The sequence below is a fragment of the Actinomadura pelletieri DSM 43383 genome (genome assembly GCF_003634705.1).
GTDB lineage: Bacteria > Actinomycetota > Actinomycetes > Streptosporangiales > Streptosporangiaceae > Spirillospora > Spirillospora pelletieri.
Map to the genome: position 1 here is coordinate 62,267 of NZ_RBWU01000010.1, position 13,947 is coordinate 76,213.

At 72.5% G+C, this 13,947-nt stretch carries 12 protein-coding genes and 1 rRNA gene; 10 read left to right on the plus strand and 3 right to left on the minus strand.

Annotation, left to right across the window (positions count from 1 at the left end; genetic code table 11):
• Positions 1 to 10 precede the first annotated feature (10 nt).
• Complete coding sequence (locus BZB76_RS33880) at positions 11 to 1,558, plus strand: MFS transporter (protein ID WP_121438536.1); 1,548 nt, start codon at positions 11 to 13, stop codon at positions 1,556 to 1,558.
• An 81-nt stretch (positions 1,559 to 1,639) separates the two neighbouring features.
• Positions 1,640 to 2,512 (plus strand): LysR family transcriptional regulator, encoded by an 873-nt coding sequence (locus tag BZB76_RS33885; RefSeq protein WP_121438537.1) that lies wholly within the window; start codon positions 1,640 to 1,642, stop codon positions 2,510 to 2,512.
• Positions 2,513 to 2,571: 59 nt separating this feature from the next.
• On the opposite strand, the gene BZB76_RS33890 is transcribed toward BZB76_RS33885, so the two are convergent.
• Positions 2,572 to 3,486 (minus strand): Lrp/AsnC family transcriptional regulator, encoded by a 915-nt coding sequence (locus BZB76_RS33890; RefSeq protein WP_117402959.1) that lies wholly within the window; start codon positions 3,484 to 3,486, stop codon positions 2,572 to 2,574.
• A gap of 607 nt (positions 3,487 to 4,093) precedes the next feature.
• On the opposite strand from BZB76_RS33890, the gene BZB76_RS33895 reads away from it, so the two are divergent.
• From BZB76_RS33895 to BZB76_RS33915, 5 genes are all read left to right on the plus strand, one after another.
• A complete protein-coding gene (locus tag BZB76_RS33895) occupies positions 4,094 to 5,530 on the plus strand; it encodes a GuaB1 family IMP dehydrogenase-related protein (protein WP_121438538.1) in 1,437 nt (478 codons plus the stop codon).
• Positions 5,531 to 5,657: 127 nt separating this feature from the next.
• The gene (locus BZB76_RS33900) at positions 5,658 to 7,019 is read left to right on the plus strand and encodes an LCP family protein (RefSeq protein ID WP_121438539.1); all 1,362 of its coding nucleotides are present in this window, start codon (positions 5,658 to 5,660) and stop codon (positions 7,017 to 7,019) included.
• Positions 7,020 to 7,128: 109 nt separating this feature from the next.
• A complete protein-coding gene (locus BZB76_RS33905; RefSeq protein WP_121438540.1) occupies positions 7,129 to 8,625 on the plus strand; it encodes an LCP family protein in 1,497 nt (498 codons plus the stop codon).
• Between the two features lie 132 nt (positions 8,626 to 8,757).
• The gene (locus tag BZB76_RS33910; RefSeq protein ID WP_121438541.1) at positions 8,758 to 9,810 is read left to right on the plus strand and encodes an enolase C-terminal domain-like protein; all 1,053 of its coding nucleotides are present in this window, start codon (positions 8,758 to 8,760) and stop codon (positions 9,808 to 9,810) included.
• The gene (locus BZB76_RS33915; protein WP_121438542.1) at positions 9,807 to 10,406 is read left to right on the plus strand and encodes a P-loop nucleotide/nucleoside kinase family protein; all 600 of its coding nucleotides are present in this window, start codon (positions 9,807 to 9,809) and stop codon (positions 10,404 to 10,406) included. The genes BZB76_RS33910 and BZB76_RS33915 overlap by 4 nt, the downstream gene beginning before the upstream one ends.
• On the opposite strand, the gene BZB76_RS33920 is transcribed toward BZB76_RS33915, so the two are convergent.
• Positions 10,366 to 10,785, minus strand: coding sequence for an SAM-dependent methyltransferase (locus BZB76_RS33920; RefSeq protein WP_121438543.1), 420 nt, complete (start codon positions 10,783 to 10,785; stop codon positions 10,366 to 10,368). The genes BZB76_RS33915 and BZB76_RS33920 overlap by 41 nt on opposite strands.
• 103 nt (positions 10,786 to 10,888) lie before the next feature.
• Here BZB76_RS33920 and BZB76_RS33925 point away from each other — a divergent pair, with 103 nt between their 5' ends.
• The 3 genes from BZB76_RS33925 to BZB76_RS33935 are packed head-to-tail and all read left to right on the plus strand — an operon-like array spanning position 10,889 to position 13,828.
• Positions 10,889 to 12,433: a phytoene desaturase family protein gene (locus tag BZB76_RS33925; protein WP_121438544.1), complete on the plus strand. Its 1,545-nt coding sequence runs from the start codon at positions 10,889 to 10,891 to the stop codon at positions 12,431 to 12,433.
• The gene (locus tag BZB76_RS33930; RefSeq protein WP_121438545.1) at positions 12,430 to 13,212 is read left to right on the plus strand and encodes a fatty acid desaturase family protein; all 783 of its coding nucleotides are present in this window, start codon (positions 12,430 to 12,432) and stop codon (positions 13,210 to 13,212) included. Before BZB76_RS33925 ends, BZB76_RS33930 begins: the two co-directional genes overlap by 4 nt.
• A 4-nt stretch (positions 13,213 to 13,216) precedes the next feature.
• Positions 13,217 to 13,828 carry a TetR/AcrR family transcriptional regulator gene (locus tag BZB76_RS33935; RefSeq protein ID WP_121438546.1) on the plus strand — a complete coding sequence of 204 codons (612 nt, stop codon included), beginning with the start codon at positions 13,217 to 13,219 and terminating at the stop codon, positions 13,826 to 13,828.
• Positions 13,829 to 13,876: 48 nt separating this feature from the next.
• Here the strand turns inward: BZB76_RS33935 and rrf are convergent.
• Positions 13,877 to 13,947 (minus strand): 5S ribosomal RNA (gene rrf / locus BZB76_RS36875); the annotation flags it as partial.

Here is a 13,947-nt window from a genome sequence, read left to right on the forward strand (position 1 = left end):
CCATGAGGGCATGGCCGCAGGTGAGGGGGCGCCGGACGTCCGGCTGAAGTCCGGGCCGGGTCGCTGGATCCTGCTGGCGACGGTCCTCGGTTCGAGCGTGGCGATGCTCGACGCCACCGTCGTGAACGTGGCGCTGCCGAGGCTGGCGCGGGATCTGGACGCCGACATGGCCGGGCTGCAGTGGACGGTGAACGCCTACACGTTGACGCTCGCCGGGTTCATCCTGCTCGGCGGCTCCCTCGGGGACCGTTATGGGCGGCGCCGGATCTTCCTGCTCGGCGTCGTGTGGTTCGCGGTGGCGTCGGTGCTGTGCGGGGTGGCCCAGAACATCGAGATGCTCGTGGTGTCACGGGCGTTGCAGGGCGTGGGCGGGGCGCTGCTCACCCCGGGCTCGCTGGCGATCATCCAGGCGTCGTTCACCGCCGACGACCGTCCCCGGGCCGTGGGGGCCTGGTCGGGGCTCGGTGGAGTGGCCGGCGCGATCGGGCCGTTCGCGGGCGGCTGGCTGGTGGAGGCGGCGGGCTGGCGTTGGGTGTTCCTGCTGAACGTGCCGCTCGCGGCCGTGGTGCTCCTGGTCGCGGTCCGGCACGTCCCGGAGAGCGTCGATCCCGGCGCGCGGGGGCGGTTCGACGTGCTCGGCGCGGTTCTGGCGGCGCTCGCGCTGGCCGGGACGACGTACGCGCTGACCGAGGCGCCCGGCGGAGGCGCGTCCCGCACGGTCATCACGGCCGCGGCCGTGGGGGGCGTCGCGGCGGCCGTCGCGTTCGTCGCGGTCGAGCGGGCCCGCGGCGGCGCCGGTCGGGCGGGTCGGGAGACGCCGCGGCCGATGCTGCCACTGGAGGTGTTCGCCTCCCGGCAGTTCTCCGCCGTCAACGTCGTCACCTTCGTCATGTACGGCGGGATGGGCGTGATGTTCTTCCTGTTCGTGCTGAACCTGCAGGTGGTCGGCGGGTTCTCGCCGATCGCCGCGGGGACGGCGCTGCTGCCGGTCACGGCGGCGATGCTGCTGCTGTCGGCGCGGGCGGGCGCGCTGGCACAGAAGATCGGTCCGCGGCTGCCGATGACGGTGGGGCTGGTGGTGGCGGCCGCCGGGACGCTGATGGTCGGGCGGATCGGCGCGGACGCGTCCTATGTGCGGGACGTGCTGCCCGCCGTGATCGTGTTCGGGCTGGGGCTGTCGGCCGTGGTCGCGCCGCTCACCGCCACCGTCCTCGCCTCCGCGGACGTCCGTCACGCGGGCGTGGCCAGCGGCGTCAACAACGCGGTGGCGCGGGCGGCGGGGCTGCTGGCGGTCGCGGCGATCCCGCCGCTGGCGGGGCTGACCGGCGACGCCTACGACGATCCCGGCGACTTCTCGCACGGGTTCGGCATCGCGATGGCGGTGTGCGCGGCGATGCTCGTCGGTGGGGCGGTGCTGAGCTTCCTGACCGTCGGGGACGACGCGCTGCGGGCCCCGTCCGGCGCGGCGGTCGAACCGGAGTGCAGACACCAGTGCGGAGTCGGCGCCCCGCAGTTGCAGCCCGACCCCGAGGCGGCTCCGGGACGTCCGCATCCATGATCACCGGCCGGAGTGGTTCAATTCCGGTCCGATTCCGGCTATGTCCAAGCCACGAGAGGTTCGTTGGCATACGGTCGGTGCATGAATCTGCGGCAGCTGCGCTACGTCGTGGCGACCGCCGACCACGGCACGATGACGTCGGCGGCCCAGGCTCTCTATGTGGCCCAGCCCGCGCTCTCGCGGGCCGTCCGGGAGCTGGAGCGCGAACTCGGCGTCGAACTGTTCCAACGTTCGGGTCGCGGCGTCGCCCTCACGGCCGTCGGCGAACAGGTGGTCCGGCAGGCCCGGGTCGCGCTCGGCGCCGTCTCGGCGATCGAGGGGCTGGCGGTGACCCGGGCGGACGGGCGCGGCACCGAGCTGCGCATCGCCGTGACGTCGACGCTGGAACCGGAGCTGACCGGGCGGCTTCTCCCCCGGTTCGCGCGGAACCAGCCCGCCGTCCGGGTGCGGGTGATCCGCTGCGAGGACCGTGACCGGGTCGCGGCGGCGCTGCGGGCGGGTCGCGCCGACCTCGCGCTCACCGACCTGCCGGTGCCGGGCGACATGACGGCCCACCCCTACGAGCAGCGGGAGGTGGTGTTGATCTCACCGCCGACGCTGAAGGTGCGCGAGCCGGTGCCGCTGGCCGCGCTGGACGGGATGCGGCTCGTGCTGCCCGCCCGCGGCACCGCCCGCCGCGCCGAGATCGACACCGTGTTGCGGCGGATCGGCGCGACACCGGTCGCCGCGGTGGAGTCCGACGAGCGCGGCGCGTGGCTCGGTCTGGTCCGCGCCGGGATGGGTTCGCTGCTGTGGTACCGCAACCAGATCGACGACACCGAGGGCGTGACCGTCCGGTCGTTCATGCCGCCGATCACCCGGATGAGCGGGATCGTGCACGCGCACCGCAAGCTTCCGCCCGCCGCCCGCGACTTCCTGACGTTCGCCAAGGGCACGGCCCGCGACGGGCACTGAACGGCGCGAAGGATGCCCTGGCCACGGTGCGCGCCGTGGCCAGGGCGGGAGGTCCCCGGTCAGGACGACCCGTTGAGGGGCTGCTCGGGAAGTTCGACGGTGTAGGACTCCTTCACCACGTCCAGGTGGTGCCAGGACTCCCGTACCGTGACCCCGGGCACGGCCCGGATGGCGTCCAGCACGGCCACCAACTCGCCGCGCGAGGCCGCCTCGGCCTGCCCGACGATGTCGTAGCGGCCGAATCCGGTCGCCAGGTAGCGGACGCCGTCCTTCGCGGCGACCGCCTCGGCGGCCTTGCGCAGCGCTCCGGTGACCACCAGCCCGAACCCGCCGAGCTCGGCCGCGCCGAGGGCCAGCGGGTCGGCCAGGCCGGTGACCTGGATGACGCCCGAACGCATCAGCCGGACCACCCGGGCCCGGGTGGCGGCCTGCGACAGGCCGATGATGTGCGCGAGCCTGGTGTAGGGGGCGCGGCCGTCGCGCTGCAGCTCCTGCAGGAGCCGCCAGTCGATGGCGTCGAGGCTGACGTCCTCCAGGTCGCGCACCACCGCGTGCGTGTCGCGCACGGTGGCCACCGACCGGAACACCTCCGCCACGCGCACACCGGGGACCGACCTGACATGGTCGACCTCGGCGGCGAGGGCGGCGTCGTCGCGGGTGCGCACCTGCGCGACCAGGTCGTGCGGGCCCGCGGTCAGCGCGGTGAAGCTGACGGCGGGACGCTCGGCGATGAGCCCGGCCACCTTTCTGGCCGAGCCGTCGACGGTGACCGAGAGATGCCCGATCGCCTCCGCGCCGACGACGGCGGCGTGCACGATGCCGACGACGCGGACGACCTGGGTTTCGAGAAGGTGCTGCACCCGTGCCCGCACGGCCGTGCGGGAAAGCCCGACGCGATCGGCGAGCGCCTGGAACGTCGCCCTGCCATCCCGCTGGAGCTCGCGGACGAGCACGGCGTCGACCGCATCCAGCACGGCTCTCCTCCTCGACGTGTCATGAATCGGTTTGTCGGCAACTGCAAGATCATTCCATTTCAGGACGGTATGACGTCAAATATTGATCTTGCTCGTGTTCACCGTGCCCGGCGGCCGTCGAAGCGTCTGCGACAGGTTCGCGCGGCGACGTTTTGGACGCCGTCCACTCCCGTCCGAGAGCGCAACGCGGCGGGCTCTGCACGCGGGCCGGGCACGGCGGGGGCGGCGGCGGGCGCGCACGGTGGGCTGGAACACTCTGTCGATCGCCGCGCGGCCATGGCGGCCCGCGGCGCGGAGAAGCGCGGCTGACCGGGTCCAAGGGCGTGGGTTGCATGCGCTTCTCCCGGTGTTCTGATGTACACGCCCCTACGGCGGTGTCGCCGCCCGCGTGAGGCACATGTAAGAAAAGTGCATCGAGGGCGCAGTTACGTCAAGAGGTAACTTTACAGAGAGCCAAGCCTCACGTTGCACGGTTTCCACCACGTCGTGAAGTTCTGTTCGACCAGGGCTGTACGCGTGGTGCGGCGTGGCGAGAGCATCACCGGGTATGGCCGACACTGGACGGTGGCCTCGCCACCCCGACCCGCGATTGGTGTGTAGTACAGCCGTGCGCCTGCTGAACGGTGAGCGTTCCGCTCACGACCTCACCTACAACGACGTCTTCATGGTCCCCCGCCGCTCGTCGGTGGAGTCGCGTCTGGACGTCGACCTCGCCACCGTGGACGGGAGCGGCACGACCGTGCCGCTCGTGGTGGCGAACATGACGGCGGTGTCCGGCCGCCGCATGGCCGAGACCGTCGCCCGCCGCGGCGCGGTCGCGGTCCTTCCCCAGGACATTCCCGTCGAGGTGGTCGCCGAGGTGATCGGCTGGGTGAAGGGACGCGACCTGGTCGTCGACACCCCGATCCGGCTCGGCCCGTCCGGCACCGCCGGGGACGCGCTGGCGCTGCTGCACAAGCGCGCCCACGGCGCCGTGATCGTGGTCGAGGACGACCGCCCGGTCGGCATCGTCACCGAGGCCGACTGCGCCGGCGTCGACCGGTTCGCGCAGCTGCGCGACATCATGTCCAGCGACCTGGTCACGCTGCCGAGCGGCGTGGACCCGCGGGAGGCGTTCAACCGCCTCCACGAGCGCGGCCACCGGCTCGCGCCCGCCGTGGACGCCGCCGGACGGCTCGCGGGCGTCCTGACCCGCACCGGCGCGCTGCGCGCCACCCTCTACAAGCCCGCCGTGGACGCCGCCGGACGGCTGCGCGTCGGCGCCGCGGTCGGCGTGAACGGCGATGTCGCGGGCAAGGCGAAGGCGCTGCTGGAGGCCGGCGCCGACCTGATCGTGGTCGACACGGCGCACGGCCACCAGGACAAGATGATCGGGGCGCTCACCGCCGTCCGGGGCCTGGACCCGGCCGTTCCCGTCGTGGCCGGGAACGTGGTGACCGCCGAGGGCACCCGCGACCTGATCGAGGCGGGCGCCGACATCGTCAAGGTCGGTGTGGGGCCGGGCGCGATGTGCACGACCCGGATGATGACCGGTGTCGGCCGCCCGCAGTTCTCCGCCGTCCTGGAGTGCGCCGCGGAGGCACGGCGCCTCGGCCGGCACGTGTGGGCGGACGGCGGTGTCCGGCACCCCCGCGACGTGGCCCTGGCGCTCGCGGCGGGCGCGGCCAACGTGATGGTCGGATCCTGGTTCGCCGGCACCTACGAGTCGCCGGGCGACCTGCAACGCGACGCCGACGGGCGGCTGTACAAGGAGAGCTTCGGCATGGCGTCCGCGCGGGCCGTGCGGCTGCGCACCGCCGACGACTCGCCGTTCGACCGGGCCCGCAAGGCGCTGTTCGAGGAGGGGATCTCCACGTCCCGGATGTTCCTCGACCCGCAGCGGCCCGGCGTCGAGGACCTGGTCGACTCGATCGTGGCCGGGCTGCGCAGCGCCTGCACCTACGCGGGCGCCCGCACGCTGGAGGAGTTCCACGAGCGCGCGACCGTGGGCGTGCAGAGCTCGTCCGGCTACGCCGAGGGAATGCCACTGTCCAGCAGTTGGTGAAATCTGCGTCACGGACAGCGTGGCTTTCACGACACGCCGCGTCCGACATGGCACTCAGAGTGGTCTGACCTGCACGCTCTTGTTCTGGGGCGGAGAAGGGGGTCTTCGTCTCCGAAGGGGGCGGAGCATGGTCGAGGGCCATTCGATCGGTGGGGGGACGCGGCGGCTGGCGGAGGCGCTGGTGATCGCCGCGGTGTCCCCGGCGCTGCCGGGCCTGGCGTATCTGCGGGCCGGCCGGGTCCGGCTCGGCGCCGGGCTGCTCGGCGCGCAGGCGCTGCTGGTGGTCGGCGCCGCGCTCGCCGTCGCGCAGGGCCGGTCCCTGTTCATGGAGCTGTCGGTGCGGCCGGGCTGGCTGCTGGCGGTGTCGGGCGGCGGTGTGCTCCTCGCCGGGCTGTGGGCGGTGCTGATCATCCACTCCTACGCCCTGCTGGTGCCGGACGGACTGTCGCCGCTGTGGCGGCTCGCCGGGGGCACCACCGTGTCGGTCCTGTGCCTGCTCGTCGTCGTCCCGCCGCTGACCGTCGCCCACTACGGCTACTTGCAGCGCGACCTGGTCGAGAGCCTGTTCGCCGAGGAGCCGGGGCGGGGCGCGGCCGGGCCGGCGAGCGGCGCGCCGGACGCCCGCGACCCGTGGGCGGGCATGTCGCGTCTCAACGTGCTCCTCATCGGCGGTGACGCGGACGTGGACCGTCCCGGCGTCCGCACCGACAGCATGACGGTCGCCAGCGTCGACACCAGGACGGGTGACACGCTGCTGCTGAGCCTGCCGCGCAACCTGCAGCACGTGCCGGTGTGGTCGGGCACCGAGCGGGTGCCGTTCCCACCCGAGGGGCTGTTGAACGCCGTGTACGGGGACGGCATCCGGCGCCCGGGCGTGCTGGCCGGTGGCGGTCACGTCGAGAACCCGGGAGCCGAGTTGCTGAAGCGGACCGTCGCTCACATTCTCGGCCGTCCCGTCCCCTACTACGCGATGGTCGACATGCGCAGCTTCCGGCAGATCGTCGACGCGGTCGGCGGCGTCCGGGTGTGCGTCGCGGAGGCGGTGCCCGTGCCCAGGCAGCAGGTGCCGGCGGGGGTGCTGCGACCCGGCTGCCGGCGGCTCAGCGGCCGGGAGGCCCTCTGGTACGGACGGTCACGGACCGGCAGCAGCGACTACGCCCGGATGAGCCGCCAGAAATGCCTGATGTGGGCGCTGGCCCGCCAGGCGGGTCCGCTCACGGTGCTGCGCAGCTTCCAGCGGCTCACCACGGTGTTCAAGGACTCCGTCAACACCGATCTCCCGCAGCGGTTGCTGCCACCGCTCGTCGATCTGGCCGCCAAGATCAGGAACGCCGAGATCACCAGCCTGCAGTTCGTTCCACCGCTCATCTCGACCTGGCGTCCCGACTACCACAAGATCAGGAAGTTGACTACGCTGGCGGTGCGGGATTCGGCCTCCGGTACCCGCGAGACGCGTGGACTGCATATTCTGAGCAACAGCTGCACCTGACGTAGCGCGCGCTCGCACGCGGCCGACTTCCACGCAACCTTTGCCCGGTTCCGAGCGTCATTAATGTGAGTCGGGGCTTATTTCACGGTGGGTGGGAATCGGAGTGTCCATGGGGCGATCGGCGAGTCGGCACGCCCGAGCGGGGGACGCGGATCGTCCGTCCGGTGGGGGGCTCATCCGCGCGCTGGCGTTGACGCTCGCGTCCGCCCTGGTGTGGGGCGTCGCCCACCTGGTTGTCGGCCGCCGCGTCGTCGGCGGCCTTTTGCTCGCGCTCTACCTGGTGCTCGTGACGTCCCTCGCGGTCGCCGCCACCGCGTACCGTTCGGATCTGCCGCAGTTCGCCGTCCAACCGGACATGCTGGAGCGGCTGACCGCCGGGCTCGTCATCCTCGGCCTGCTGTGGATCGCCGTGGTGATCCGCTCGTACCAGGTCCTGCGCCCGGCCGGAATGTCGGGCGGGGCCCGCTCGCTCGGCATCGTGACCGTGGGCGTGATGTGCCTCACCGTCGCCGTTCCGGCCGGCTGGTCGGCGCACAAGAGCTATGTCGCCAGGGACGCGTTGACCAGCATCTTCCGCACCGGGAGCGAGAACGGCAGGCACGTCGACGTCGATGATCCCTTCGACGGGCAGCCCCGCGTCAACATCCTGCTCATCGGCGGTGACGCCGCCGAGAACCGCAGCGGCGTGCGCACCGACAGCATGACCGTGGCCAGCGTCGACACCGAGACCGGCGACACGGTGCTGCTGAGCCTGCCCCGGAACCTGGAGGGCTTCCCGCTGCCGCCGGGCCCGGCCCGCGACCGCTTCCCGTACGGTTTCACCGGCGACGGCCCGCAGACGCCCGGCCTGTTGAACGAGGTGTACCAGTACGCCGAGGACCACCCGGACGTGGTGCCCGGCGTCCCCAAGAACCACCGCGGCCCCGAGCTGTTGAAGGCGACCATCGCCGGGATCCTCGGCCTGCGCGTCGACTACTACATCCTCGTCGACATGTTCGGGTTCGCCGACATCGTCGACGCCATGGGCGGCGTCAAGATCAAGGTCGACCAGGCCATCCCGTACGGGCTGCGCGGGGACGTCCTCCAGCCCGGCTACCGGAAGCTGTCGGGCAAGGAGGCCCTCTGGTACGGCCGGTCCCGTACCAACAGCAGTGACTACGTGCGGATGGGCCGGCAGAAGTGCCTGATGCGCGCGATCGCCGAGCAGGCCGACCCGCAGACCGTCCTGACCAGCTTCGACAAGCTCGCCGCCGCCGCCAAGCGGACCCTGTCCACCGACATCCCGCAGGAGCTGCTGCCCGCGTTGATGAAGTTGTCCAACAGGGTCAAGAGCGGCGCCGAGATCAACAGCCTCCAGTTCGTTCCGCCGCTGATCTACACGGGCAGCCCCGACTTCGACCTCATCCGCAAGCTGGCGTCCGACGCCGTCAACACCGGGCCGCGCCAGGTCAGCAGCCACCCGAGCACGTCGCCGCCCACCGTCTCGCCGCCCGTCGCGGGGCCGAGCGGGGCGCCGTCCGCGACCGGCACGCCCACGGACGACGGCGGGACGCCGACGAAGGCGCCGAGCAAGCCGGTGTCGCTCGAGGCGAGCTGCCCCTCCTGACCCGCGTCCCGCCCTTTTCTTGGCGGACGGCGAGGACGGGCGGCCGCTCGTGCCGGCGCGGTCCGTGAAGGGGGGAGAATTGAGGGGACCACGTCCTCGACTTCCTCGACTGTTTCCGAAAGGCGGGTTCGGGTGCCCCGGATCGATGGCTGCGACGCCTTCCGTGTCGCGATGCCGCGCGGGCGGCGGCCGGAGAGCGTCCTCGTCCGTCTCACCGGCGGTGACGCGGTCGGCTGGGGCGAGATGGCCGTCCCGGACCGTTCGGACGGCCGCGCCTGGGCCGACCTCGAGGAGCGGATGGGCCCGGCCCTGATCGGGCTCGACTGGGACCGTCCGGAGGATGTGTCCGCCGCGGCCGACCTCGGCGCGCGGGAGGCCGCCGCCGCCATCGACACCGCCTGCTGGGACCTGTGGTGCCGGACGCGTGGCCTGCCGCTCGCGCACGCGCTCGGCGGTACGCGCACGTCCATCGTGACCGGAGCGCGGATCGCGCCGGAGGCCGCGATCGACACGATCGCGGGCCGTGTGAACCAGGCCGTTGGAGCGGGCCACACCCGGGTCACCCTGGACATCCGTCCCGGCTGGGACATCGAGCCGGTCCGGACGATCCGGCAGGCGTACCCGGCGTTGGCGCTGGTCGCCGACGCGGGCCACGCCTACACCGAGTCCCCGGAGCATCTGGCCGTCCTGGAGGGGCTCGACTCCTACGGCCTCGCGGTGATCGAGCGTCCGTTCCCCGCCGGGGATCTCGCGGCGCACGCCCGGCTCCAACTGCGGGTGAGCGCGGCCGTCGCACCCGCCGTCGGCGACCTGGAGACCCTCGACGCGGCGCTGTCCCTGGAGGCGGGCCGCGCCCTGCATCTGCGGCTCGAGCGGCTCGGCGGTCTGACCGCGGCCCGCAGCGCGCACGACCTGGCGTACGCGGCGGGGTGGGACGTGTGGTGCAGCGGGTCCGGCGTGTTCGGGATCGGGCAGGCCGCGGCCGTCGCGCTCGCCGCGTTGCCGGGCTGCACGTTGCCGAGCGAGGTGTCCGACCCCGCGGGCGGCCCGGTGTTCGTGACGCCGCCGGTCCGCTCGTCCGGTGGGGTGGTGGGCGTTCCGCTCACCCAGCCGGGTCTCGGACACGAGATCGACCAGGAGCGCATCGAACGGCTGGCGACCCGCCGGATGCGCCTGTCGACGTGACCTCCGCGACCGCGTGGGTGGTGGCGGGCCCGCCCGGCTCCGGGAAGAGCACGGTCTCGGAGCTGCTGCTGGAGCGGCTGCGTCCCGTCCCCGCGCTGCTGGACAAGGACACGATGTACGGACCGTTCGTCGAGGCGACCCTCGCGGCGTCCGGCCGCGACCCGGGCGAACGTGAGGGGCCCTGGTACGACGAGCACGTCAAGCCGCACGAGTACGACGGGATGACGGCGACGGCCCGGGAGATCCGCGCCCACGGTTGCCCGGTGCTGTTGAGCGGCCCGTTCACCGGCCTTATCCGCTCGCCCTCGCGGTGGGAGGGGTGGGTCGGCGCCCTCGGCGGCCCGCCGGTCCGGCTCGTCTGGATCCGGGCGGACGCCGTGACGCTGCGCCGCCGCCTGGAGGAACGCGGCTCGTCCCGCGACACCGGGAAACTGGCGGCGTTCGAGGCGTTCACCGCCCGCATGCGCCCGGACGAGCCGCCGCCCGTCCCGCACGCCGCCGTCGACAACCGGCTGGCCGCCGCGCGTCCACTGGCGGCGCAGGTGGACGCGCTGCTCAGACGGGAAGTTCCCGGAGCGGGTCGCCGCCGTCGATGAACAGTCGGCCGCCGGGCGCGAGGGCGGCGGCGATGCGTCGCACGGCTTCGCGGCCCGCCTCCGGGTGGCGTCCGTCGAGGGCGCCGACCCGGACCGCGAACACGAGGTCGAACGGCGCCTCTCCGGGTTCCAGGGTGAAGTCCTCGATCGTGGACCGCCGGACGCTCATACGCCCGGACGCGATCTCGTCCGTCGAACCGGCCTTCACCTGCTCGACCGCCTTGGCGGACCGGTCGATCGCGAGGATGTGCCCGGTGTCGAGCCGGGCGGCGACGGCGCGGGCGGCGGCGCCGGGACCGCATCCGATCTCCAGGACCCGCATGTCCGGTCGAAGCGGCAGCGCGTCGACGATCTTTTCCAGGCGAGGCGACAGCGACATGCGCCGACCCTAGGCCATGCCCGGTGCGGCCCGGGCCGGTGTCCGGCCGATTCTTCGGTTGTGCGCATTGACGGGAGCACCGCCCCGGGCAGAGATTGAACACATGTTCAGAACAGGTGTTCAGACGCGGTCGCCGCGAGCGGCGCGGTTCCCGGCGTCGTGTGAGGTGGCCGTGCTCGGCGGCGGGCTCGCCGGGATGGCGACGGCGGCGCGGCTCCAGGCCGCGGGCGTGTCCACGATCGTGATCGAGGCGCACGGCCATGTGGGCGGCTGCGCCGGCTACTACCGGCGGCGGGGCTTCTCCTTCGACGTGGGCGCGACGACGATGGTGGACTTCGAACCCGGCGGTGTCGGCGCGGAACTCCTCGACGGCATCGGCATGGGCCCGGTTCCCGGGGAGGCGCTGCCCGGCTATGTCGGCTGGCTGCCCGACCGCAAGGTCACCCTCTACCGTGACCCGCGGGCCTGGCACCGCGAACGGCTGCGGGTGCTGGGTGACGGTCCCCGACACCGGGCTTTCTGGGCGCGGCTCGACCGGATCGCGGAGGTGTTCTGGGACGCGAGCCGCGCCGGGGTGCGGTTGCCGATGCGCCGGCCCGCCGACGCGGTGCACAACCTGCGGGCGCTCGGGCCGCGCGGTCTCCCCCTCGCCCGCCACCTGAACACCACCCTCGGTGACGTCCTGGCCCGGCACCGCCTGCGCGGGGACGCGCCGCTGGTCGGGTTGCTGTCAATGCTGGTGGAGGACACGGTGCACAGCACCGTCGACCGGGCGCCGCTCATCAACGCCGCGCTCGGCGTCACGATCCGCGGCGCGGGCCTCACCCGCGCGGACGGCGGAATGCGCGGCTTCTGGCGGCGATTCGTCGCCCACTACGGCGAGATGGGCGGGCGGCTCCGTGTCGGCTGCGAGGTCGTTCGGGTGTCCGGGAGAGCCGGGGCGTTCGACGTCCACACCGCCCGCGGCGTCGTCCATGCCCGGCAGGTGGTGAGCGCCCTGCCCGCCGCGACGACCGCACGGGTCGTCCCCGCCCTGGCGGGCCCGCTCCGGCCCTACCTGGAGCGGGACGAATTGGACCTGGGCGGCGCGATCGCCGTGTTCCTCGGGGTGCCGGACGACGAGGTCGCCGGGCAGGAGTTCACCCACCACCAACTGCTGCAGGACTACGACCGGCCGCTCGGCGACGGCAACAACATGTTCGTGTCGGTGTCCGCTCCGGGCGACATCGAGAGCGCACCACCGGGCCACCGCGCCGTGATGATCTCCACGCACACCGGGCTGGCCGGGTGGCGGGGGCTGCCGGACGCCGAGTACGAGGCCCGCAAACAGGCGATCGGGGATCGTCTCGTGCACCTGGCCCACCGTGTCCATCCTCGCCTGGGGGAACGCGCACGGGTCTGGGAGGTGGCGACGCCCCGCTCGTACGAGCGGTTCGCGTTCCGGCCGGGCGGCGCGGTCGGCGGCCCGCGCCAGACGCCGCGCAACGCCAACCAGAACGCGGTCCCGCACTCGCTGGGGGTGCCCGGCCTGTGGCTGGTGGGCGACTCCACCTGGCCCGGCCTCGGCACGGTCGCGTGCGCGCTCGGCAGCAGGATCGTCGCGGACGAGGCGCTCAGGTCGGCGCGGCGGACGGCGGTGCGCCGATGACGCTGCCGAAGCTGTCCGAACTCGGGACCGACCTGCTCGTCACGACGCGTCCGCGCCGGATTCTCACCCTGTCGCTGCCCTACGCGGGAATCGCCCTGTTCGCCTCGGCGTGGCTCGCGGGCTGGTGGTGGCTGACCCCGCTGATCGCGTTCGGCGTCTTCGTGGCGGTGGTGACGGCGACGCACGACGTCGTCCACCGGTCGCTGGGGCTCGGCTGGCGATCGACGGAATGGGCCCTGTTCCTGCTGGGCGCGGTACTGCTGGAAAGCGGTCACGCCTACCGGGCCACGCATTTGCAGCACCACCGTACATTTCCCAGCGACGACGACCCGGAAGGATATCCCGCAGACCTTTCAGCGGTCGGAGCGATCCTCTACGGGCCGGTCTTCCTCATTCGCCTCTGGTGGTGGGCGTACCGGCGCGCCGGGACGACCGGGCGACTGTGGCTGCTGGCCGAGGCCGCCTTGCCGTTCACCGCGGTCGCGGCCGGTGCCGCCCTGTCCCGGGGACTCCTCGTGTACGCCGTCATGATGATCGTGGGAAGCTGGGTTTATCCGTTGCTGACCGTCCATCTCCCCCACCGCCATTACGGGGACACGCCGCTCACGCAAACGCACACCCTGCGCGGACGTGTCGTTCCCGCCATGTTCCTGGAGTTGACCTACCACTTGGAGCATCATCTGTATCCGCAGGTGCCGAGTCACCATCTCGCGCGGCTCGCGCGGCGTCTCGACCCCGTCCTCGCCGAGGCGGGTGTGAAACCCCGGAAGGTGATCTGAGCGAATGGCGTCACGCGCGGAGACCCGCGAACGTCTCCTCGAAGCGGCCGTCCGGACACTCGCCGTGGAAGGGTACGGCGGGACGACGGCACGTTCGATCGCCCGCACGGGCGGTTTCGCGCCGGGCGTCATCTACTACCACTTCGACGACCTGGAGGCTCTTCTCGTCGCGGCGCTCGATCACACCAGCAAGGCCCGGCGAGCCCGCTACGAGGAGGCCCTCGGGTCCTGCACGGACGCCACCGAGCTGATCTCCCGGCTTCGCGCCCTGTACGCCGAGGACATGCAGGACAAGGGGCATATCGATGCCGTGCAGGAACTCGTCACGGCTTCGGCGACCTCGGAGCGGCTCCGTTCGGAGCTTCTCGCGCACGTCGATTCGTGGTCGCGTTTCGCGGCCGACGCGGTTCAGCGCCTGGTGGCGGGGACACCGTTCGAGGACATGGCGCCGGCCCGCGACCTCGGCATGATCGCGGTCGCGATGTTCCTCGGCATGCAGACCTTGATCCACCTGGACGGTGACCGTTCCCGCGCCGAGTCGCTGTTCGCCACCGCCGAACCCGCCGCGATCCTGTGGGACACCTTCGTGCGCGGCCGCACATCACCCGACCCATGAAATGAGAAAGGGCCCCGCCGAACGGCGGGGCCCTTTCCTACAAAAAATGTCCGGCGGTGTCCTACTCTCCCACACAGTCTCCCATGCAGTACCATCGGCGCTGAAGAGCTTAACTTCCG